The sequence below is a fragment of the Rhodobacter sp. JA431 genome, from assembly GCF_900217725.1.
Taxonomy (GTDB): Bacteria; Pseudomonadota; Alphaproteobacteria; order Rhodobacterales; family Rhodobacteraceae; genus Rhodobacter; species Rhodobacter aestuarii.
In genome coordinates this window covers 438,284-459,221 of the sequence record NZ_OBMP01000003.1, presented here as the reverse complement: position 1 = coordinate 459,221, position 20,938 = coordinate 438,284, and the positions used below count along the sequence as shown (strand labels likewise).

The following is a 20,938-nucleotide window of genomic DNA, read 5'->3' as shown; positions in this document are numbered from 1 at the left end:
CGGGAAGCGGGCGCATGCGTCAACGCGCCCCTCCCCGTAACTGCAGCCCAAACCGGTTCACGAAAGCGCGCAATGCCCGCAGACGAGCCCGATCAGTGGGCCGAGGCTTTCACAAGCTGGATGCCCTCAAGAACTTCGGGCATGTTGTCGTTTGGCCGCAAGCCCAAGATCGGTGCAATCCGGCGGATTACCTCGGCGGCAACCGGCACTGCGGTCCAGCCCGCTGTGCGGCGGTTGGCATTGGCGGCAAAAGACGAGGGCTCATCAAGCGTCAACACCAGCACATATTTCGGGTTCGAGGCCGGGAAGACCGAGGCAAAGGTGGCGATCACCTTATCATCATAATAGCCGCCCGTGGGGCGCACCTTATCGGCGGTGCCGGTTTTCCCCGCCACCTCATAGCCGTCGACATCCCCGAAGGAGGCCGTGCCACGAGTCACAACGGCACGCATCATCGCAACAGCGGTGCGCGCGGTTTCGGGGCGCATCACCTGCTCGCCGGGGGCGTGCTGGTCCGAATGCACCAGTGTCGGCGTGACCCGGCGCCCGCCATTCGCAATCGTCGCATAAGCCGCCGCCAAATGCATGGGCGAGGCGGCGATGCCGTGGCCATAGCCCACCGTCATCGAGGAAAGCTCCGACCATTTCGGCGGCAAAATCGGGCGGCCCACCGCCGCTTCCGACAATTCCACCGGGGTCGCTTGCATGAAGCCGAGCTTTTCAAGGAATTGCTGCTGCCGGTCCGGCCCGATCATCTGCACAATCCGCGCCGTGCCGACGTTCGAACTTTCAACAATCACATCGGTGACCGAAAGCTGCGGACCATAATTGTGGAAATCGCGGATTTTGAACTTGCCCCAAACCATCGGGGATTTCGAATCCACCATCGTTGTGGGGTTCACGAGGCCCAATTCCAGCGCCTGCGCTGCAGCAAAGATTTTGAAGGTGGAGCCAAGCTCATAAACACCCTGCACCGCGCGGTTAAAAAGCGGGCTGTCCGAGGCATCACCCTTCACCAGCGGCGCGGGGCGGTCATTGGGGTCAAAATCGGGCAGGCTGGCAAGCGCAACAATCTCGCCTGTATGCGCTTCCATCACCACGGCCGCCGCGCCTTTGGCATTCATCAGCCGCATGCCACCCGCCAGAATCTCTTCGAGCGCCTGCTGTACGGTCAGATCCAGCGACAGCGTCAGCGGCGCGCCTTTGTTTTCCGGGTCGCGCAACCAACCATCAAAGGCTTTTTCAACGCCTGCGGTGCCGACGATCTCGGCCGAGGCCACGCCTTCATTGCCGAAACGCGCGCCGCCAAGCACATGGGCCGCCAGCCGCCCATTGGGATAAAGCCGCATCTCGCGCGGGCCAAACAGCAGCCCCGGCTCGCCAATATCATGCACCGCCTGCATCTGTTCAGGCGAGATTTTCTTTTTGATCCAAACGAACTTACGCGTGCCAGTGAAGTCGGCGCGCAAGCGTTTCGCATCCAGATCGGGGAAAATTTCCACCAGCTTTTCGACCGTACCTTCCGGGTCCACCATCATCGGCGGCTGGGCGTAAAGCGCATGCGTCACAAGGTTTGTCGCCAGCACCCGCCCTGCCCGGTCGGTAATATCGGCGCGCTGCGCCAAGATCACCGGCGCGCTTTCACCGCGCTGCGGTTCCTCGGGCGTGGCGGCGGCAATCGTGCCCATCCGCACCGCCACAGCCGAGAAGCAAATCACGAAAATGCCGACCACCAGCCACATCCGCCATTCGACCTTGGCGCGGGCTTCCTCGCGCCCGGCCTCGCCACGCAGGCGGATGTTTTCACGTTCAATCCGGTCGGGGTTTTCGCCCTTGGCGCGGGCTTCCAGAATACGCGCCAGCGGGCGCAGCGGGATACGCGGGCTCATGGCTGGCCCTCCGTGCTGCGCGCAGCAACATCAAAGGTTTCCGACAGAGCAAGATCCGCCAGCGCGGGCAGTTCCTCTGCGGGCTGCGGATAGGCGACTTGCGCAGCGGTGCCAAATTGCTCAGGCGCCATCGGCAAAAGCGCCAGCGCGGTGAAGTTCAGGTTGACCAGTTCGCGCAGCCGCTCGGGGCGGTTGAGATAGGCCCATTCCGCGTTCAAAACGCTCAAGCCCTCTTGCAGATCGGCAATCTCATTATGGATGCCGCGCAACTCCGCCAACCGATCTTTGGTCGCGTAATTGACGTGATAGGCCCAGAAAGCGAGGCTCAAAACCACAAGGGCAGCAAGGAGATAAGAGATGGTCTTCATCTGCGGCGATCCCGATGTTTCACATCCATCAAAACAGGAGCAGGCAGGCCAAGGGCGGCGCGATCAGCGGTGCCTGCCGGGGTTTCTGTGCGCGCACCGACGCGCAAAATGGCCGAACGCGCGCGCGGGTTCTCGGCCAATTCTTGATCATCCGGGCCAACGCCTTTGCGGGTCAGCAGCGTGAAGGCGGGCGCTTCGGCTTCGGTGACGGGGGCATAGCGGTTGCCCGTACCCGCACGGCCCGAGCGGGCTTGGAAGAAGCGCTTCACAACCCGATCTTCGAGCGAGTGGAAGGTGACGACCGCCAGCTTGCCACCGGGTTTCAGCGCGCGTTCTGCGGCCTCCAACCCTTCGATCAACTGGCCAAATTCATCATTCACCGCGATGCGGAGCGCCTGAAAGCTGCGGGTCGCCGGGTGGCTTTGACCGGGTTTGGGGCGCGGCAAGCAGCGCTCGACCGTGGCGACCAGTTGTTTGGTGCTTTCGTAGGGCGCGGTTTTGCGCGTCTCGCAAATCGCCCGCGCGATCCGGCGCGAGGCACGTTCTTCGCCATAGTGATACAGGATATCGGCCAATTCGCCCTCGTCAGCGGTGTTGACCAGATCCGCCGCCGTCGGCCCATCTTGCGACATGCGCATATCCAGCGGGCCATCACGCAAGAAAGAAAAGCCCCGTTCGGCTTGGTCAAGCTGCATCGACGACACACCAAGGTCGAGCACAACGCCATCCACGCCCTCGGACGCGTCCTCGCGGGCCACTTTGTCAAGCTCGGAAAAGGTGCTTTCCACGAGCGTCAGCCGCTCACCATAGTCGCCGCGCCAGCTTGCGGCCATGTCAAACACCATCGGGTCGCGGTCGATGCCGATCACCCGGCCTGCTCCCGCGGCCAAAAGCCCGCGCGTGTAGCCGCCCGCACCAAAGGTGCCATCGACCCAAGTGCCAAAGACAGGCGCGACCGCCTCAAGGAGCGGTCGCAGCAAAACGGGAATATGGGGGGCGGCTTCGGGTTCCATCTTATCCCCCGGTGGCCAAGAGGCTGAGCGGGTCGAAATCCTCGCCCACCTCGGCCATCAGTTTTTCGAGCCGCGCCGCATCCACCTCGGCGAAGGTCTCGGGGTTCCAAATCTCAAAGGTTTCCCCCATCCCCGCGAAATAGGCATCGCCCACCAGCTTGAAGCGCTCGCGCAGGTTTGCGGGCAGCACCAAGCGGCCATCGGGGTCGATCTCGGTCGGGTGGGCTTTGTTCAACACGAAGCGCTGCAAAAGCGCGCGGTTCGGGTCGTTGTAAGGGCGCGCGTTGATCGCTTGGGCGAGCCGTTGAAAGCCGCTGTAGGAATGCACCTGCAACATCTTTTGGCTATCAGCCCCATAAACGATGACAAGGCGGGGACGTTTGCTGATGGCGGCTTCCGGGTCGCCTTCTTCGAGTTCACGACGAAACAGGGCGGGGATCGACACGCGCCCCTTGCTGTCCACCTTGAAGGTGTATTCGCCGATGAACATTCCCGCCAAGGCGGTAACTCCTGTCCCGTTCCCCCGCTGTGGTCCTTTTATGGAAAACGGCGGATTGAGCTGCTGCCACTGCTCAATCCGCCGCCCTCGTCCCATCTCTGGGCTGTCCGTTCGCGCGCGCCACCTGGGGGATGTCTGCTCGCTCGCGCGCCGGATCTCTCTCGTTCGTGAAGCGGGTGCCTGTATGAAACCCGGTCTTTGCGCCGTGGGGTCTTGTTGCCCCTTGCCCGTCTTCTCGATGCCCAATTCATGCCATGGTCACGCATGGGATTTCAAGGGAAATTTTGGGACAGGACGGAAAATTGGCCCCTGCATGTTGTTTTAGAAGGGGTTCAAACTCAAGACCTTGTGGCACCAATAACAAAGATATGGAAGTAAAAGCCAAAATGACGCCGGTCAAACACAAGATATAGTTAAGCGAGCAAATGCAGCATCTGCCGCCCATGAAGTGGGGCAATTTCCCAAGAAAATGCAGGGGGCCTGCAAAAATCACCGCAGAATCCCTGAAAACCCCAGCGTTCACGGGCAAACACGCGGCAGTGATTCGGCGTGATCCCACCATTTCCCGAAACGCGTCCCGTGATTTCCCATGCCCATGAATTCCCATGGCGCGCCCGTTTTGCGCCGCTCCCGGCGCAAATGACGCAAAAGAAAAGGGGCGCAGCGCGCCCCTTCGGTTGGTTTGATGTCTCGGCCCCGTGGCCCCTGCCCTTACTCGGCCGGTGCCTTTGCGCAGGCCGCGCCAGAGCCGGTCGGGTTGTTGGGGTGCTCGGTCCAGTTGAGATGCGTGCCAACCGGGCGCCCGGTGCGGGCGTCCATCTCGCCCACGGCAATCTCTTTCATCGTGATGCAAGCGGTGGGGCAGACATCGACGCAGAGGTTACAGGCAACGCATTCCTCTTCCTTCACCGTCACGGTGCGGTCCTCAGCCATCGCAATCGCTTGGTGCGAGGTATCTTCGCACACCACGTGGCAGCGGCCGCATTTGATACAATCGGCCTGCTCGATCACCGCTTTGGTGGTGTAGTTCAGGTTGAGATATTGCCAATCGGTCACCTTGGGCACAGCAAGCCCCACCAGTTCCGAGGTGGAGGTGAAGCCCTTTTGATCCATGAAGGCGCTCAGCCCCGCGATCATCTCTTCGACAATACGGAAGCCATAGGTCATTACCGCGGTGCAGACCTGCACGTTCGAGGCCCCAAGCGCCATGAACTCCGCCGCATCGCGCCAAGTGGTCACCCCGCCGATACCGGAAATTGGCAAATTGCGGGTTTCCGGGTTGCGGGCAATCTCGGCCACCATATTGAGCGCGATCGGCTTCACTGCCGGACCGCAATAGCCGCCATGCGTCCCCATCCCGTCAATCGTCGGCTCAGGCGCGAAGATATCGAGATCGACCGAGGTGATTGAGTTGATCGTGTTGATCAGGCTCACCGCATCTGCACCGCCGCGCAAAGCCGCCTCGGCGGGTTTGCGAATGTCGGTGATATTGGGGGTCAGCTTAACAATGCAGGGCATGCGCGAATGCTGCTTCACCCAGCGCGTGACCATTTCAATATATTCGGGCACCTGCCCCACGGCAGAGCCCATGCCACGCTCCGCCATGCCATGCGGGCAGCCGAAGTTAAGCTCCACCCCATCAGCCCCGGTGTCTTCCACCTGTTTGAGAATGAACTTCCAGCTTTCCTCATCGCAGGGCACCATCAGCGAGACCACCAAGGCCCGATCCGGGTAATCGCGTTTGACCGTTTTGATCTCGCGCAGGTTCACCTCCAACGGGCGGTCGGTGATGAGTTCGATGTTGTTGAGCCCCAAAAGCGTGCGGTCCGGCCCATGGATCACCCCATAGCGCGGGCCAGAAACGTTGACGACGGGCGGGCCATCCATACCAAGCGTTTTCCAAACCACACCGCCCCAGCCCGCCTCATAGGCGCGGCGCACGTTATATTCTTTATCCGTGGGCGGCGCCGAGGCCAGCCAAAACGGGTTCGGCGACTTGATACCAATGAATTCAGAAGCAAGGTTCGCCATCTCAGGCCCCCATCAGAAAAGCGTGGATGTCTTCGGCGGCATCGCGGCCCTCGGCCGATGCCGTCACGGTCAGGTCTTCGCCACCCGTGGCGCAATCGCCCCCGGCCCAAACCTTGGCAAGCCCGGTGCGGCCCTGCGCATCAATGGCGATTTTGCCGCCAGTAATGGTAAGCCCCTCTGGCGTCGCCCCCAGCGTTTGGCCGATGGCCGTGAAAACCTGATCGGCCTCAATCCGGATCGTGTCTTCCAGCACCGTCATTTTGCCATCGCGCGTCGCGGTGCGGGCAAATTCGACCACCAAGCCGCCTTCTTCTTTACAGATAGCCACCGGCGTCGCATTCGGCACGATCTGCACCCCATGCGTTTGCGCGTGATCTTGCTCGTGCAAAGAGGCAGGCATTTCCGGCTGCGAGCGACGATAGACGATGGAGGAGGTTTCCGCGCCAAGCAGTTTGGCCTGCACCGCCGCATCCACCGCCGTCATGCCGCCGCCAATCACGACAACGCGCCGCCCCACCGGCAAGGTGGACAGGTCTTCGGCCTGACGCAGCGCGGCAATATAATCGGTTGCCGGGGTGGCGTATTCGGCGCCGGGAATAGAGAGCGCATTCACGCCCGAAAGCCCCATGCCCAAGAACACTGCATCATGTTCTTCCAGCAAGTCTTCCAGCGTGCCATTGCGGCCCAGTTGCCAGTTTTCCAAAACGGTGATGCCACCGATCTGCAAAAGCCACGCCACTTCTTTATGCGCGAAGCCGCCCGGCGCTTTATAAGCGGCGATCCCATATTCATTAAGACCACCGGGTTTGAGCCGCGCATCATAGACGGTGACCTCATGGCCCTTCATCGCGAGCCGGTGCGCGCAAGAAAGCCCCGCCGGCCCCGCCCCCACCACAGCGACTGAGAACTCGGTCCGTTCGGCGCGGGTGAAGGGATGCACGCCCGCCGCTTGCAGTTTGTCGGTCGCATGGCGCTGCAAAAGGCCAATCTCGACCGGCTTGCCCTCAGCCACCTCGCGCACGCAGGCGCCCTCGCACAGGGTCTCGGTCGGGCAGACGCGGGCGCACATGCCACCAAAGATGTTTTGCGACAGGATCGTCACCGCAGCCGCCTCGGGCTGGCCCGTCGCGATCTGGCGAATGAACAGCGGCACATCAATATCGGACGGACAGGCCGTGGTGCAGGGCGCATCATAACAGAAGTAGCACCGATCCGCGGCCACGCGCGCGGCATGGTCCGTCAGCGGCGGCGCGGTATCGGCAAAAGCGTGACAATAGTCTTCTGCGGGAAGACGCCCGGGCACGATCCCGGGCTCGAACTGGCGTGTGGTCACGAAGACCTCCCTGGCTTGTTATTTGTCCCAACGCTGCCATGGATAGAATTTTTATCAATGGGTAAAATTACTGAACCCACCCGATCAGCGGTGATTCCCGGCATCTGCCCAAATTTAAGGCAGAAGGACTGCATCCCCCCGGCGACCTCATGCGCACAAGCTATCGTGCATCATATTACGCAGATCGGGAGGCCAAGTGGCCCCAAGGAGGGGGGTGATTCATCTTTGGGGCTAGGTGCGGCCCTCCCCGTGTCCGGCGAGGAGAGCCGCTTGATCCTGTCACCTGGGCGCATCTTTGGAGGATTCGGTGACTGAATCTGCTTGTTAAAGCTGACGACAGCTTATGAATGCGAATTGGGGATCGCTTTCGGGCCTTTCAACCCTCGCCCTGAACTTTTTTTGAAGATTTTTTCACGCGACAATTCGACCCAATTTCGCGCCGCCCCAATTGCTGCCGCGCCGCCCGCAAACCCGCTAAGCTGCGACACCTCAACGCAGAAAAATGTATATCTGACGTTACACTTGAGGCAGCAACCCCAAATCTTGCCCCCACACCCCCTCGCCATCGCCTTCGCAGCCGCAGCAAGAAAAGCCTTTTTCTATTGGGCAAAAGCCCCGATTCAGGCACTGTTCGACAGGGCACTGATGGCGCCCGTTTACAGCCGTCAACAACGATAAAAGGCACTTTTCAGAGGCACTTTTTACGACTGGCACTCTGCCTCCCTAAGTGCCGAATTTGCCGCAGTGTAAGCCGCAATTTACACTTGATCGCGCCGCCCCCCCCTCGCATAGTGACCTCACGATGCCACGCCAGTCCGGGTGTGGTAGCGGGGAGGCAAAAGCTCAGGCTCGCATCGCAAGTTGCGAAGTTTGGGGAAAGCCTTCGAGAGATCCCAGTTTTTTGGAGGATTCGGGACATGACTGACGACAAAGCTGGGCCGAGCGGCCTGACGCTGAAAGAAGCTGAAGAAGTTCACAGCTATCTGATCGATGGCACCCGTGTGTTCGGGGCGATGGCGCTTGTTGCGCACATCCTCTCGGCGATCGCCACGCCGTGGCTCGGCTAATCGGGTAGAGGAGATATACCATGAACAACGCTAAAGTTTGGACCGTTGTCGCCCCCTCGACCGGTGTTCCGCTGGTGCTCGGCGCCGTTGCCGTGACCGCGCTGATCGTGCACGGCGGCCTCCTGGCCACCACCGACTGGTTCGGCGCCTACTGGAACGGCCAGCCGATGACCGCCCCGACCGTGGTCGTGGCCGCTCCGGCTCAATAATCTTCGTGGGCCCATCGGTGCAAACCGATGGGCCCATTCTCTCTCCGGGGGCCCGCCCCCTTAAATACCCTTCCTACTTTGGGTGGCACCCATGGGCTACCGTGACTTCGCTCTGAAAAATCTGGCGCGATTCGGTCCCAGGTATCTTCCATTCGCCGATGTAGCGACAGATGAGGTTCCGCTTTCCCGGCTCCTTAGGTTATCCCTATTCCAAGTCACCGTTGGCATGACGCTTGTGCTGCTGGCCGGCACGCTCAACCGGGTGATGATTGTCGAAATGGGCGTGCATGCCTCGATCGTCTCGATCATGCTGGCAATGCCCCTGCTTTTCGCGCCATTCCGCACATTGATCGGCTTTAAATCCGATACCAACAAATCCGCGCTCGGGCTCAAGCGTGTGCCGTGGATCTGGAAAGGCACGATCTACCAATTCGGCGGCTTTGCGATGATGCCCTTCGCGCTTTTGGTGCTCTCGGGCTTTGGCGAATCTTATGATGCGCCGCGCTGGATCGGCATTTCCGCTGCCGCCCTTGCCTTCCTTCTGGTTGGGGCGGGCGCCCATATCGTGCAAACGGCGGGCCTCGCACTCGCGACCGACCTTGTGGAAGAAGAAGACCATCCCAAGGTCGTGGGGCTGATGTATGTGATGCTGCTGTTTGGGTCAGTTGCCGCAGCGCTGATCTACGGTTTCCTTTTGGCAAACTACACGCCGGGGCGCCTGATTCAGGTGATTCAAGGCACCGCTGTGGTCTCAGTTGCGCTCAACATGGCTGCGCTCTGGCGCCAAGAAGCCTTTGACCGCGAAAAAGCCCGACAGATGGAAGCCGCTGTGCATCCGACCTTCCGCCAAGCCTTTAATGAGCTGATGGCGCGTAAAGGGATGCTGCCGCTTTTGATCGTGATCGCCCTTGGCACCTTTGGCTATGGCATGTGTGATGTGCTGCTCGAACCCTATGGTGGGCAAGCTTTGGGGCTGACGGTTGGGCAAACCACCAAGCTTTCAGCGCTTTTTGCCTTTGGCACGCTCACCGGCTTTGGTCTCGCCTCAAAAGTGCTCGGCAATGGAATGAAACCGATGCATCTGGGCCTGATCGGCGCGATCATCGGCGTGCCCGGCTTTGCCGCCATCATCTATTCATCGCTTTTGCCGCTTTTCGCCTTTTTCGTGCTTGGCACCTATGTGGTAGGGTTCGGCATCGGTCTCTTTGGCCATGCAACGCTCACCGCCACAATGCGCGCCGCCCCCGCCGACCGGATCGGCCTTGCCCTTGGCGCTTGGGGGGCCGTGCAGGCCACCGCTGCCGGGCTTGGCATCGCCTTGGCCGGGATCGTGCGCGACGGGCTGGTTGCCTTGCCGAACACCTTCGGCAGCGGGGTTGCTGGCCCTTACAATGCCGTGTTCGCACTGGAAGCCTTTTTGTTGCTCATCGCTATCGTCTTTGCCGTGCCGTTAGCGCTGAGTCGTGACAAGTGACCGCAGAGCGCTTTCGCGCGACGGGGTTTAGACTTTGGATTGTCCTTACCCGAGGAGGATGCATGACGACGGCAAACACGCGGCTATATGCCGATGATACGACGGCTTGCGGGCTCGCAAGCCAGCTCACGAGGAAGGGTAAACTATCGGGCGCAATTTCTGTCGTCATGGCCGACGGTTCTAAGCGCGCTACCCTTGTCGAAGCACTCAAAGCCGCCGACGTTCACGTAAGTGCCGTCGTCGGTTCTGCAGAGCGGCTCGCTGGCGGTGCCGCCGCGCTCGTCGCGAAAGTCAGCCACAAGCCGCTAGGCGCGGCGAAACTTCTGCGTAGCACTTCCCGCCCATGCGGGACCTGTTGCGCCTGAATACGTCACTGAAGAGTTCACCTGCGAGGAAAGACCAAATGAACACCGACAACATCATGAAAGACCATCGGCACATCTTCCTGAACGCCCCCGTGAAAGCGGAGCCGGCGGGCGAGTTCTCGGCCCGCTTCGGCTGGCCGCTGCTGAAAGATACGCCGCGCACCAAAAACGTGTACGAAGGCACCAAATACATGTCGCAAGGCTTCTGGCCGCGCCCGCTGGTGCAAGACACCCCGCGCAAGCCGAACCTGTGCCCGCGCGACGCCGCCCCGAAATCGGCTGCGTTCTGGAAAATGCCGCTGGTGCAAGACAGCCCGCGTCAGTCGAACGTGATCCCCGGCAAATTCCTGCCGTTCTCGGACACCTTCGGCTTCGCCACGATCTCGCGTCGTCCGGGCGAATAATCATGCATCGGGCGGCCTAAGGGCCGCCCCCTGCCTCGGGTTGACGCCCGCTCTTCTGACCTCCTGGGAGGGACTGAAGAGCGGGCGTTTCCGTTTTTAGTCCGCCCAGTTCACGCCCCCTGCCCTGCTTAGCCGCGCACGGCGAGATGGTCGGCCCCGGCGGTCAGGGTTTCAACAAGCCCCGCGATCTCGGATTGCAAATCCGCCATCGGCACGCCGACGAATCTTCCCTGAAGCGCCAGATGCACAACCCCATGCACCGCCGCAAAAGTGGTGCGCGCCCGCAGCGCCAGCGCAGCACGGTCCAGATCGGGGCGCAACCGCGCCAAATGGGGCAGAATCACTTCAAGCAACACCGCATGTTCTTGGCGGTGCCACTCGGGCACATCGCGCCCTGCGGCGAGCCGATGCTCAAAAAGCGCGAGCCACAAAGGCCGTTCAGCGACCGCAAATTGCGCATAACGCGCCGCCAAAGCTTGAAGCGCTGCACGCGGATCTTCGGCCTCCGCAGGCGCGACCTCCTGCAAAGCCGCGCCCAACCGCGCGATGGTGCGGGAATTGACGTGCAGGACCAGCATATCGAGGTCTTCGACGGCGTTATAAAGCGCGCCCAAGGCACAGCCCGCCCGCGCCGTCACCGCGCGCGCTTTAAGACCCGAAAGCCCCTCGGAAATGATCTCGGCTTCTGCGGCCTCAATCAGCCGGGTTTTCAACTCGGCTTTTTTCTCGTCGCGCGTGCTTCCCATTTGGGACTCCATTATTTGTGAACGACGTTCAAAAATATCTTGAACAATGTTCATGTGTCTGCCATATAGATCACATGAACAACGTTCATAGCGATGGAGAGCCAGATGTTCAAGATGATGACGACGCTAATCCGGGCCCGCAGCCATGATGCGGTGGACGCCTTCACCGATGCCAATGCACTGACGATCTTGCGCCAACAACTGCGTGATGCCGCCGAAGCGCTTGAGGGGGCCAAACGTGCGGTGGCCGTGGTGATGGCCTATGCGGCACGCGAAGAAAAAGCCGCTGCGCGGATTGCCGATCAGTTGGCCGATTTGGAAGCCCGCGCGCTTGATGCGCTCGCCAAGGGGCGCGAGGATCTGGCGACAGAGGCCGCAGCCGCGATTGCTGAGCTTGAGGCCGAAGCGGATGCCACCGCCCGCGCGATTACCCATTACAAAGCGGAAATTCACCGTCTGCGCGACACGGTCAGCTTGGCCGAACAACGCCTGCGCACCCTGCAACGCGGCAAACAAATCGCCGATGCGGCGCAACGCACGCAAAAGCTGCGCGGCACCCTGCCCGATGGGGTGATGGCGAGCCTGCGCGAGGCGGAGGCCACGCTCGAACGCCTGCAAGACCGTCAATCCCATTCCGAAGAGGTGGAAATCGCACTGACCGAGCTTTCGATTTCGTCTTCGGCCGAATCCACCTCGGCGCGCTTGGCCGCGGCGGGTTGCGGGGCGCCCCTGCGGTCTGGCGCGGCGGATGTGCTCGCCCGACTGCGTGCCAAAGCCGTTTGATCCAACCTCATTTACTCAAGGAAGAAACCGATGTCTGACTATATGCCCAAAGTGTCCAACGCATGGAACATCTTCACCTATTTCAACTTTGCCGTGGCTGCTTTGATGATGGGCGCGGGGATCTGGTCGCTTGAGGCGAGCTTTTCGGCCAAAGGCTATTATGCGATGGCGGCTTTGATGCTGGTCTATTCCACCGCCTCGATCACCAAAGCCCTGCGTGACAAAGAAGAATCCGCGCGCATCTATAACAAGCTTGAAGATGCCCGCACCGAACGTTTGCTGGCCGAAGCCTCTGGCAAGACCGATATCTAAGCCTTGGCGCCGGGCGACACGCCCGGCCCGCCCTTCGCAGGAGACACCAAATGCCCCGCCTGATGACCGTTCTTGCCCACGTTTTGTTTGTTTTGATCCTTGTTTTGGGCAGCGCTTGGGCTGCGACCGCGCTTTGGCTGCATTTGGCGGGGGCACTGCGCCTTCTCGCTTTGGCGGGGCTGGCCTTTGCGGTGATGGCAAGCCTTGCGGCACGGTTTCTGCGCTCCCGGCGCATGGGCTGGCTGCTGGCCGCTTTTGCAGCCCTATTGGTGGGCGGCTGGTATCAAACCATCACACCCCACCAAGACCGCGATTGGGCGGTAGATGTCGCGCGCGGGGTCACTGCTGACATCTCGGGCGAGACCATCACCTTGGGCAATATCCGCGATTTTGACTGGCACTCGGAAACCGAGGCCACGCAGCGCTGGATCAGCGAAACCGTTGATCTCAATGACCTTGAAACGGTGGATATGTTCACCTCGATCTGGGACAGCCCCGATATCGCGCATCTCTTGGTCAGCTTTGGTTTCACCACCGGCGAACATGTGGTGTTTTCGGTTGAGATTCGCCGCGAAGAGGGGGAGAAATTCAACGAAATCGGCGGCTTCTTTCGGCAGTTTGAACTGGTGCTGATCGGCGCAACCGAACGCGACATCGTGCAGTTGCGCACCAATTACCGCCAAGAACAGGTGCGGCTCTATCCGATCGCGCTGAGCCCGGACCAGCGCCGCACGATGTTCCTCTCCTACGTCACGCTGGCGCAAGAGCTGCAAGCCGCGCCGCGGTTTTACAACACGCTGACCGCCAATTGCACCACCGTGGTCTGGCAGTTGGCCCATAGCCTCAAACCCGATCTGCCGCTGGATTGGCGCTTGGTGCTTTCGGGGCATTTGCCCGACTATCTTACCGATTTGGGCGTGGTCAGCCCGGCAGATCCCGGCGCGCGTGATGCCTCTGCCCTCATCACCTTGCGCGCCCAGCGCAACCTGCCCGGCGTCAGCTTCTCCGACAAGATCCGCCAGCCGGAATAGGCAAGCGCCCCAACGGGGGGCTAGCGAAAGCCCCCCGCTTCAGGCTAACTCGCCGCATGGACTGGATCGAATTCGCCCTCGCCATGGGGCTTTTTATGGTGTCGCACCGCTTGCCTGCCGCGCTTGGCGTGAAGGGCTGGCTGTTGCGCAAACTGGGGCCGCGCGGCTATCTGATCGCCTTTTCCATCGTCTCTTTGGCGCTGCTGTGGTGGGTGATCATGGCCGCGCAACGCGCGCCGTTTGTAGAACTTTGGGCGCCCGAACCATGGCACCGCTGGGCCGTGAATATCGTCATGCCGGTGGTGATTGCTTTGGGGAGCTTTGGTGTTGCCGCCCCGAACCCCTTTGCCTTTGAGGGCACGCCCAAGGGCTTTGACCCGGCCCATCCCGGCATTGCAGGGCTTACCCGCCAACCGCTGCTTTGGGCGCTCGCACTTTGGGCGGGCGCGCATCTTCTGCCCAATGGCGACGTGGCGCATGTGCTTCTGTTTGGGCCGTTTTTGCTGCTCGCGCTGATCGGCATGCCCGTGGTTGAAGCACGCAAGCGCCGGGCGCTCGGGGCCAAAAGATGGGCGCAACTAACCGCGCATACCCATCTTTTGCCCCTTGCCGCCCTGATCACCGGTCGCTGGAAGCCTCACGCAGCACCGTCATGGCGGCGCGCAGGGATTGCAGTGTTCCTTTGGGTCGGACTTTGGCATCTCCATCAACCGGTGATCGGGCTTTGGCCCGGCGCTTGGTAAGGGTTAGGACGCCAGCCTTTGCCCCTCAGGCGCACCGCCCTGAATACGAAACACCGCACTCAGGTCTTTGAGCGTGCGCGCCTCGTTGAGCAGCCCCTGCGTTGCGGCGGAGTTTTCCTCAAACATCGCCGCATTATGCTGGGTCACCTGATCCAATTGGTTCACAGCCGCCGATACCTCTGAAATGCCAGCGTTCTGCTCGGTTGCGGCATTGGAGATATCGCCCAAAAGCCGATCCAAATCCCCCACCAATGTATTGATCTCTTCCAAGGTGGTGTCAGACCGCGACGCCAATTTCACCCCAAGCTGGACATGCCGCCCCGAGGTTTCAATAAGCTTGGCAATCTCTTGCGCCGCTTCTGAGGAGCGCTGCGCCAGTGCCCGCACCTCAGAGGCGACAACGGCAAAACCACGCCCCGTTTCGCCAGCACGTGCCGCCTCAACCCCGGCATTGAGCGCCAAGAGGTTGGTTTGGAAGGCGATATCGTCAATCACGCTGGTAATGCGCGAGATTTGATCCGAGCTTTCCGCAATATCTTGCATCGCGCCACGGGTTTCGCGCGCCACGCTCAGGCCCACTTCGGTGCTGCGGCGCGTGCGGCGCACCGCTTGCGCGGCATTGCGCGCACTGGTCACCGATTGCTCCACCGATGAGGCCATCTGGTTCATCGCGGCAGCCGTTTCCTCCAAAGAGGCCGCCTGCGTCTCGGTGCGCCGCCCCAAATCTTCAGACGCAAGGCTCAACTGACCGGCGCTATGTTCCACCGCATCGGTCGAGTCCATAATGCCAGAGATCAACCCCGCGATCTTCTCCACAGCGGCATTGAAATCATTGCGCAATTCAATATAGCCCGGCGGGAAGTCTTCATTGTCGATACGCACCGTCAGATTGCCTTCCGAAATTGCACGCAGCCCTTCGGCAAGCAAATAAACCACCAATTGCTGTTGGCGCACCTGTTCGTCGCGCTCGGCCGCAAGGCGGGCCTCTTCTGCGGCGCGCTCTGCGGCAAGGGCCTCTGCCTCCCGCTTGCGCGCCTGTTCCGCCTCTGCCTCACGGCGGGCCAGTTCCTCTTCGCGGGCATGGGCTTCGGCTTCGGCGCGGGCGATCTCTTCGGCCTGAAGGCGTTGCTGCGCCTCTAGCGTTTCTTTTTCGGCCAGTTCGGCGCGGAAATTGTCAAGCGCGCGGGCCATATCGCCCATTTCGCAGCACCGATCTGTGCCGGGCACCGGGCTCTTGATATCCCCGGTCGTCATCGCCTCCATCCGCCGATGGATCGCCGCAAAAGGCTTGGTCACGCTGCGCGCAAGCACCGTGGCAACACCGATCAGCGTCAAGAGCGCAACCACCATTGCCAGCGTCGAGACCGTCCGCAAATGCCCGAGCGCGGCATGGATATCGCTCATGTAAGACCCGGTGCCGACGATCCAGCCCCAGGGTGCGAAATCGCGCACGAAACCAATCTTTTCTTCAACTTCCGTCGTGCCGGGTTTGTTAAATTCATAGCGCAGCGCGCCCGATCCCTCTGACTCTGCCTGATCAATCATCTCGGCAAAGATCCGGGTGCCGTTGGCATCAGTATAATCAAGCTGTGAGGTCCCCACCCAGTCAGGATGGGTCGGATGCATGACGATCGTGCCGGTGTGATCGAACACGTAGAAATAACCCGATTGATCGAACTGCAATTCGGCCAATCGGCGCGCCCCTTCGGCACGGGCAGCCTCAGGCGTCATCTCGCCTTCGTGTATGTGTCGATCAAGGTCGCGCAGCACCGAAAGCGCCGTGTCGGTGACATCGCTCAGATGTTGTCGGCGCATCGCCACGGCATTGTCGGCCGCGAAGGTCAAAAGCAATTCAGAGAGCAGAACGAGGGCAAGCGCCGCCACGGCGACAATGCCATAAACGCGCGCGGAAATACCACGCAATATACGAAATCGGGTCACGATTGGGCCTATGGGTCTGGGGACGAAAACACCCGGCCAACTCAAAAAGGCACAGAAGAAAATACAAACCGGGCGAGTCGACCATTGCACCAAAGGGTCAAGAAACCCTTATTTTCATAGAAATCTCAATTATGTATGTTTGCAGGCATCCTTTTTCGCGCGGCGGTAACCGTCTGCCCCTTCCTTCTCGTCGCATTGACATTACCCCCCGGCTCGCGATCCTTGCGGCACGGCTCGCATGCGGCGGGCCCACGTGCCGCGGCTTGCGGCCGGACCAAGGCAGAAGGGGCCCAGACCGGGCCAAAGAGGCGCCGCACCGCCGCGCGGTTGGGCGCAAAAGGGGAATTCTTGATGTCGAGCTTCGATCATCCGATGTTCAAGCCGCTGGTGGTGCGCATTGCTGTGGTGGGCTTCTGCTTTGCTTGGGCCGCCTTTGAGGTGGTCAGCACCAAAAGCTATATGTGGGCGGCGATCTTCGCGGCGGCTGGCGCTTATGCGGGCTGGCATTTGCTGATCAAATACACGCCCCCCGCGCCGAAAGACGCGCCCAAATCCGACAGCTAAGCCTGCACCGAAGGCGGGCGCTTTAGCCCGCCTTGCGCGCAATCACGAACCGGCTGTGGCGGTGCTTACCAAAGTGCCGCTCGCCCTCGATTTTAAAGCCAGCACCTTCGATCATCGCACGCAAATCGCGGTAGCGCAGTTGGTTGATCGGCGGCATCAAGCCGCGTTTGCGCAAGATCGGAAAGATCATCCGCATCAGCGGGTTAAAGTCCCGCAAGCACCAAGTTTTTGAGATCAAAAGCCCCCCCGGCGCCAATTGCTCGCGCAAGACGGCAAGCGTTTTTTGCGCATCGGGCACCAGATGCAAAATGTGAAAAGCGCAGATCGCGTCAAAGGGCGCGGCATCATGCAATGCATCGGCCGGGGCCTCGACAAACCGCACCCCTTCAGGCGCCTCTTTCGCTTGGGCAATCCGCACCATTTCGGGCGAAAGATCGGTGGCGAGCCACTGCCCAACACCGCCACCCAAACGCACCGCGGTCGAGCCCGTGCCGCAGCCAATTTCCAGCACTTTATCGCCAGGTTGCAACCAGCCGCCCACCTCGACCAGCATCTCTTCAAACGCCCCCGGGTCTTTCAGCGGGCGCGCCGCATAGCGCTCGGCCACCTTGTCCCAGAACTGAAGTTGCACGTCGCTCATGATAGGCCCCCTCGTTTATGCCGCGACCCTAGCGCCACGCTTGCCTCGGCGGTAGCCCCCGCCCACACGCGGGACGATCTGGCGCAGCCCGATTTGTGAGGTCCGCACATAACTGACAGTGCCGCCGCGCCCTTTTCATCGTCCCCGCCCGCCCCATAGTTTGGCGCAAAGGAGACCCCAGATGATCACACGCAAATTGGGCGCACGCGGCCCCGAAACCTCTGCCCTTGGCCTTGGCTGCATGGGAATGACCGCTTCCTATGGCACACCGCCTGCGCGGGCTGAAATGGTGCAACTTGTGCGCGACGCGCATCAAATGGGCGTCACCTTCTTCGACACCGCCGAGGTCTATGGCCCCTACGCGAATGAAGACCTGTTGGGCGAAGCGCTCGAACCGATCCGCGATCAGGTCGTGCTGGCCACGAAATTCGGCTTCGAAATCGACAATGCGGGCCGCTCGGTTGGCACCGACAGCCGCCCGGAGCATATTCGGGCGGTTTGTGAGGCTTCGCTCAAACGCCTGCGCACTGATCGGCTCGACCTTTTCTACCAACACCGCGTTGACCCTGCCGTGCCGATTGAAGAGGTCGCGGGCACGGTCGCCGATCTGATTGCCGAGGGAAAGGTTTTGCACTTTGGTCTTTCGGAAGCGGGCGCGGGCACGATCAAACGCGCCCATGCGGTCTGCCCGGTGACCGCGCTGCAAAGCGAATATTCGCTTTGGACCCGGCAGATCGAAGCAGAGATTTTGCCCACTTTGGAAGAGCGCGGCATCGCCCTCGTCGCCTTTAGCCCGCTGGGGCGGGGCTTTTTGACCGGCGCGATTGCCAGCGCCGATGAGATTGGGGCGGAGGATTTCCGCAAATCGCATCCGCGTTTCCAGCCCGAGGCGATGGCCCATAACAAAGCGCTGGTGGACCGCATTGCCGAGATTGGCCGCGATTTGAACGCGACACCCGCACAAGTGGTATTGGCTTGGGTTCTGGCGCAAAAACCGTGGATCGTGCCGATCCCCGGCACCACAAAACGGGCACGTTTGGCGGAGAACTTGGCCGCAGCTGATCTGGTCTTGCCCGAAGCGGTGCAAAAGGCGCTGACCGAGGCCACCGCTACCCTTGGGGTCGTGGGCGCGCGCTATCCCAAAGTGCTGGAAGACGCGGCCGGTCTCTAATTCTGAATATGTCGCAACCAAAAGTTGAAAACTGAAATTTTTTGCGGCAGAGTTGTTTCAGTTCGCGCCCCTCAAGCGCAATGTTTTAAGGCGTTTCGGGGCCCTCGGGCCCTGCGACACCCCGCCCTATGGGGATTTTCCCCCAATAGAGTGGGGCAAAGGAGTTTGTTACCAGTGATCCGTAGCGACCCATTTCCGCTACATTTTTTCATTTTACCGCGAGACGTTTGCTTTTAACCAGTCCCTTAACCGTCCCGTCGCACTTGTGTGGCGGCTGTTCAGCTTGCTGAGCGGCGTGGTCTGTCTCGCGCCACGGATGGAAGGGAGGGATACCCGACTTTTTCAGCCGACCTTGCGCTGCTGCTCCGCCAAAAAGGCAGCGAAGCTTTCGGCACTGATCGGGCGCGACCAAAGATAGCCCTGACCGACCTCGACCCCCAGCGCTTTGAGCATGTCGCATTGCGCCTGTGTCTCGACCCCTTCGGCCACGGAGCGAATCCCCATGCCGCGCGCAATCTCGGTGATTGCGGCCACAATCGCGCGGTCGTCGCGGCGCACCTCCAGCCCCGAAACGAAGCTACGGTCGATCTTGATCTCTGCCACCGGGATCTTTTTCAAATGCGCCAGCGCCGCATGGCCGGTGCCGAAATCATCAAGCGAGAGATCATACCCGCGATCCGCCAACGCATCGAGAAGGCGGCTCACCATATCGGTGCCGCGCCCGATCAAGCAGCCCTCGGTGATCTCCAGCAGCAGATCGTCGCCGGTGATCCCCTTGCTCTCGAACATCTGGATCGTTTCCATCAAGAGTTCGGGGGATTTGATGTCATCGGGGTGGATGTTGAGCGCAATCTTACCCGGGTTCAGCCCCTCGGCGCGCCAGCCCAGAATATGATCCGCCACCGCTTCCGCGATATGGCGCGAGAGCGAGGGCAAAAGGCCGCGCTCTGCCGCAATCGACAAGAAGAACTCGGGCGAAACCTTCTGCCCATCAGGCAAGGTCCATCGCACCAAGGCCTCTGCCCCCATCGGGCGACCGTCGCGGAGCGAAATTTTCGGCTGGTATTGCACGTAGAGCAGGTTGTCTTTCAGCGCATCGCGCAGGCCCGCCTCGATCCGGTCATTGGTGATCACCTGCTGGCGCAGATGGTCGTCAAACTTCACGCATTGGCCGCGCCCGGCCTCTTTCGCGCGGTTCAGCGCAAGGTCCGCCTTAAGGAACAATTCCACCGGATCGGCGGCATCATCGGGGCAGATCACCGCGCCAATAGAGGCCCCGGGGTGCACCTGCCGCCCCGCAAGCCGTGCCGGCACGTTGAGCGCCTCCAAAAGCCGCCCGGCGACGGATTTGATCTGAGCCTCGGTCGCCGCTTCCACCAAGATGATGCAGAATTCGTCGCCACCGATGCGCCCAATCACATCGCCTTCATGCAAATTGGCCCGCAACCGCCGCGCAATTTCGGCCAAAAGCTCATCGCCCACGCTATGGCCAAACAGGTCATTGACGTTTTTGAACCGGTCAAGGTCCATCAAAAGAACCGAAAAGCCACCTCCGTTGCTCGCTTGTTGCGCAACCGCCTCGGCCAACCGCGCATTGAAGGCTTTGCGGTTCAAGAGCCCGGTCGTGTCGTCGATATTGGCAAGCAGGTAGTTTTCATCTCGCGCCGCGCGCAGCCCCTCCACCGCTTGCGAAAGGGCGGCAACCGACTCGTCGCGCTGGCGCGCTGTATCGCCCGCCGAAGTGGCGAAATAGGCCAGAAACATCCCATAGATGAAGCAATAGGCGGTGATCGGCCAAGCCTCTTCCCAGCCACCGATTTGCACCGACCCTGTCACCGCCAGCAAGATCGTGGTCATATAGGTCACCGCAGCTGTCAGCGCGCGGTGCAGCACCAACACGCCCCCCGCGAGCATCCCGGTGGAAACCACCATCACCAACATCGGCTCTCCCGCGCCATGCGGATCGCCCGCCCCATGCAGCGCGAAAACATGGATCGGCAGCGCCGCCCACGGCAGCGCCAACAATACAGAGGTGATCATCAATCGCCGCGCAGTGCGCTTGGACACCCGGCGCACCGCCCGCTTGGACGATCGGATCGACATCCAGCTGAGCACCGCGCAAAGCACCACGACCGCGCCGAGCCACGGCGCCAAGAAAGCGACCTCTTCCTTGTCGAAAGCCCCAATCACATAGATCACAGCATTCAGCGCTGTGATAAACGCGCCAAACGCCGTGCCCGAAACCACGGAATTCACATCTTCCGGGCTTGGGTGTCGCGTCAGCACCGCGCGGATCGGCGCGATCAAGGAGCGAAAAATCTGTCTCACGGCAAGGATCTTCGGCAAGGTCCAAAG

The 20,938-nt window shown here is 61.0% G+C and carries 21 protein-coding genes; 11 read left to right on the top strand and 10 right to left on the bottom strand.

Annotation, left to right across the window (positions count from 1 at the left end; genetic code table 11):
• Positions 1–92 precede the first annotated feature (92 nt).
• The 6 genes from CRO18_RS09030 to CRO18_RS09005 form a co-directional block, all read right to left on the bottom strand.
• Positions 93–1,889: a penicillin-binding protein 2 gene (locus CRO18_RS09030; RefSeq protein ID WP_097081874.1), complete on the bottom strand. Its 1,797-nt coding sequence runs from the start codon at positions 1,887–1,889 to the stop codon at positions 93–95.
• Positions 1,886–2,257: a cell division protein FtsL gene (locus tag CRO18_RS09025; RefSeq protein WP_097081873.1), complete on the bottom strand. Its 372-nt coding sequence runs from the start codon at positions 2,255–2,257 to the stop codon at positions 1,886–1,888. The genes CRO18_RS09030 and CRO18_RS09025 overlap by 4 nt, the downstream gene beginning before the upstream one ends.
• Positions 2,254–3,270, bottom strand: coding sequence for a 16S rRNA (cytosine(1402)-N(4))-methyltransferase RsmH (gene rsmH / locus CRO18_RS09020; protein WP_097081872.1), 1,017 nt, complete (start codon positions 3,268–3,270; stop codon positions 2,254–2,256). The genes CRO18_RS09025 and rsmH overlap by 4 nt, the downstream gene beginning before the upstream one ends.
• 1 nt (position 3,271) lies before the next feature.
• Complete coding sequence (mraZ, locus tag CRO18_RS09015; protein WP_076483017.1) at positions 3,272–3,760, bottom strand: division/cell wall cluster transcriptional repressor MraZ; 489 nt, start codon at positions 3,758–3,760, stop codon at positions 3,272–3,274.
• Between the two features lie 720 nt (positions 3,761–4,480).
• Complete coding sequence (gene preA / locus CRO18_RS09010) at positions 4,481–5,800, bottom strand: NAD-dependent dihydropyrimidine dehydrogenase subunit PreA (protein ID WP_076483016.1); 1,320 nt, start codon at positions 5,798–5,800, stop codon at positions 4,481–4,483.
• Position 5,801: 1 nt separating this feature from the next.
• Entirely contained in the window at positions 5,802–7,133 is a 1,332-nt protein-coding gene (locus CRO18_RS09005) for an NAD(P)-dependent oxidoreductase (RefSeq protein ID WP_097081871.1), read from the bottom strand.
• 321 nt (positions 7,134–7,454) lie between these two features.
• Here CRO18_RS09005 and CRO18_RS18800 point away from each other — a divergent pair, with 321 nt between their 5' ends.
• The 5 genes from CRO18_RS18800 to CRO18_RS08980 all read left to right on the top strand — a co-directional run bounded on the left by CRO18_RS18800 (position 7,455) and on the right by CRO18_RS08980 (position 10,652).
• On the top strand, positions 7,455–7,811 hold the full coding sequence (locus tag CRO18_RS18800; protein ID WP_170952613.1) for a hypothetical protein: 357 nt from the start codon (positions 7,455–7,457) through the stop codon (positions 7,809–7,811).
• Positions 7,812–8,050: 239 nt separating this feature from the next.
• Entirely contained in the window at positions 8,051–8,200 is a 150-nt protein-coding gene (locus tag CRO18_RS09000) for a light-harvesting protein (protein WP_076483014.1), read from the top strand.
• 20 nt (positions 8,201–8,220) lie between these two features.
• A complete protein-coding gene (locus tag CRO18_RS08995) occupies positions 8,221–8,409 on the top strand; it encodes a light-harvesting protein (protein ID WP_076483013.1) in 189 nt (62 codons plus the stop codon).
• Positions 8,410–8,500: 91 nt separating this feature from the next.
• Entirely contained in the window at positions 8,501–9,883 is a 1,383-nt protein-coding gene (locus tag CRO18_RS08990; RefSeq protein WP_076483012.1) for a PucC family protein, read from the top strand.
• Between the two features lie 403 nt (positions 9,884–10,286).
• Entirely contained in the window at positions 10,287–10,652 is a 366-nt protein-coding gene (locus tag CRO18_RS08980) for a hypothetical protein (protein WP_097081869.1), read from the top strand.
• A 128-nt stretch (positions 10,653–10,780) separates the two neighbouring features.
• Here CRO18_RS08980 and CRO18_RS08975 read toward each other — a convergent pair whose 3' ends face one another.
• Positions 10,781–11,398 carry a TetR/AcrR family transcriptional regulator gene (locus tag CRO18_RS08975; RefSeq protein ID WP_097081924.1) on the bottom strand — a complete coding sequence of 206 codons (618 nt, stop codon included), beginning with the start codon at positions 11,396–11,398 and terminating at the stop codon, positions 10,781–10,783.
• Between the two features lie 105 nt (positions 11,399–11,503).
• On the opposite strand from CRO18_RS08975, the gene CRO18_RS08970 reads away from it, so the two are divergent.
• From CRO18_RS08970 to CRO18_RS08955, 4 genes are read left to right on the top strand one after another with little or no spacing between them, the layout of a single operon-like run.
• A complete protein-coding gene (locus CRO18_RS08970; protein WP_170952612.1) occupies positions 11,504–12,181 on the top strand; it encodes a PspA/IM30 family protein in 678 nt (225 codons plus the stop codon).
• Positions 12,182–12,211: 30 nt separating this feature from the next.
• A complete protein-coding gene (locus CRO18_RS08965) occupies positions 12,212–12,493 on the top strand; it encodes a YiaA/YiaB family inner membrane protein (RefSeq protein ID WP_076483007.1) in 282 nt (93 codons plus the stop codon).
• A gap of 50 nt (positions 12,494–12,543) precedes the next feature.
• The gene (locus tag CRO18_RS08960) at positions 12,544–13,524 is read left to right on the top strand and encodes a DUF4105 domain-containing protein (RefSeq protein ID WP_097081867.1); all 981 of its coding nucleotides are present in this window, start codon (positions 12,544–12,546) and stop codon (positions 13,522–13,524) included.
• A 56-nt stretch (positions 13,525–13,580) separates the two neighbouring features.
• On the top strand, positions 13,581–14,267 hold the full coding sequence (locus CRO18_RS08955; protein WP_097081866.1) for an NnrU family protein: 687 nt from the start codon (positions 13,581–13,583) through the stop codon (positions 14,265–14,267).
• 3 nt (positions 14,268–14,270) lie between these two features.
• On the opposite strand, the gene CRO18_RS08950 is transcribed toward CRO18_RS08955, so the two are convergent.
• Positions 14,271–16,208 (bottom strand): methyl-accepting chemotaxis protein, encoded by a 1,938-nt coding sequence (locus CRO18_RS08950; protein ID WP_249276022.1) that lies wholly within the window; start codon positions 16,206–16,208, stop codon positions 14,271–14,273.
• A 351-nt stretch (positions 16,209–16,559) separates the two neighbouring features.
• Between CRO18_RS08950 and CRO18_RS18615 the strand changes: the two genes are divergently transcribed.
• Positions 16,560–16,772, top strand: coding sequence for a hypothetical protein (locus CRO18_RS18615; RefSeq protein WP_076483004.1), 213 nt, complete (start codon positions 16,560–16,562; stop codon positions 16,770–16,772).
• A gap of 22 nt (positions 16,773–16,794) precedes the next feature.
• Here CRO18_RS18615 and CRO18_RS08940 read toward each other — a convergent pair whose 3' ends face one another.
• Positions 16,795–17,412, bottom strand: a complete 618-nt coding sequence (locus CRO18_RS08940; RefSeq protein ID WP_097081864.1) for a class I SAM-dependent methyltransferase — start codon at positions 17,410–17,412, stop codon at positions 16,795–16,797.
• 181 nt (positions 17,413–17,593) lie between these two features.
• Here CRO18_RS08940 and CRO18_RS08935 point away from each other — a divergent pair, with 181 nt between their 5' ends.
• Positions 17,594–18,583 (top strand): aldo/keto reductase, encoded by a 990-nt coding sequence (locus tag CRO18_RS08935; protein ID WP_097081863.1) that lies wholly within the window; start codon positions 17,594–17,596, stop codon positions 18,581–18,583.
• 342 nt (positions 18,584–18,925) lie between these two features.
• On the opposite strand, the gene CRO18_RS08930 is transcribed toward CRO18_RS08935, so the two are convergent.
• The gene (locus CRO18_RS08930; RefSeq protein WP_249276021.1) at positions 18,926–20,911 is read right to left on the bottom strand and encodes a bifunctional diguanylate cyclase/phosphodiesterase; all 1,986 of its coding nucleotides are present in this window, start codon (positions 20,909–20,911) and stop codon (positions 18,926–18,928) included.
• Positions 20,912–20,938: the final 27 nt, after the last annotated feature.

Coding starts and splice junctions, on each gene's coding strand:
- CRO18_RS09030 (WP_097081874.1), bottom strand. CDS start 1,889: ATGAGCCCGCGTATCCCGCTGCGCCCGCTGGCGCGTATTCTGGAAGCC.
- CRO18_RS09025 (WP_097081873.1), bottom strand. CDS start 2,257: ATGAAGACCATCTCTTATCTCCTTGCTGCCCTTGTGGTTTTGAGCCTC.
- rsmH (WP_097081872.1), bottom strand. CDS start 3,270: ATGGAACCCGAAGCCGCCCCCCATATTCCCGTTTTGCTGCGACCGCTC.
- mraZ (WP_076483017.1), bottom strand. CDS start 3,760: ATGTTCATCGGCGAATACACCTTCAAGGTGGACAGCAAGGGGCGCGTG.
- preA (WP_076483016.1), bottom strand. CDS start 5,800: ATGGCGAACCTTGCTTCTGAATTCATTGGTATCAAGTCGCCGAACCCG.
- CRO18_RS09000 (WP_076483014.1), top strand. CDS start 8,051: ATGACTGACGACAAAGCTGGGCCGAGCGGCCTGACGCTGAAAGAAGCT.
- CRO18_RS08995 (WP_076483013.1), top strand. CDS start 8,221: ATGAACAACGCTAAAGTTTGGACCGTTGTCGCCCCCTCGACCGGTGTT.
- CRO18_RS08990 (WP_076483012.1), top strand. CDS start 8,501: ATGGGCTACCGTGACTTCGCTCTGAAAAATCTGGCGCGATTCGGTCCC.
- CRO18_RS08980 (WP_097081869.1), top strand. CDS start 10,287: ATGAACACCGACAACATCATGAAAGACCATCGGCACATCTTCCTGAAC.
- CRO18_RS08975 (WP_097081924.1), bottom strand. CDS start 11,398: ATGGGAAGCACGCGCGACGAGAAAAAAGCCGAGTTGAAAACCCGGCTG.
- CRO18_RS08970 (WP_170952612.1), top strand. CDS start 11,504: ATGTTCAAGATGATGACGACGCTAATCCGGGCCCGCAGCCATGATGCG.
- CRO18_RS08965 (WP_076483007.1), top strand. CDS start 12,212: ATGTCTGACTATATGCCCAAAGTGTCCAACGCATGGAACATCTTCACC.
- CRO18_RS08960 (WP_097081867.1), top strand. CDS start 12,544: ATGCCCCGCCTGATGACCGTTCTTGCCCACGTTTTGTTTGTTTTGATC.
- CRO18_RS08955 (WP_097081866.1), top strand. CDS start 13,581: ATGGACTGGATCGAATTCGCCCTCGCCATGGGGCTTTTTATGGTGTCG.
- CRO18_RS18615 (WP_076483004.1), top strand. CDS start 16,560: ATGTCGAGCTTCGATCATCCGATGTTCAAGCCGCTGGTGGTGCGCATT.
- CRO18_RS08940 (WP_097081864.1), bottom strand. CDS start 17,412: ATGAGCGACGTGCAACTTCAGTTCTGGGACAAGGTGGCCGAGCGCTAT.
- CRO18_RS08935 (WP_097081863.1), top strand. CDS start 17,594: ATGATCACACGCAAATTGGGCGCACGCGGCCCCGAAACCTCTGCCCTT.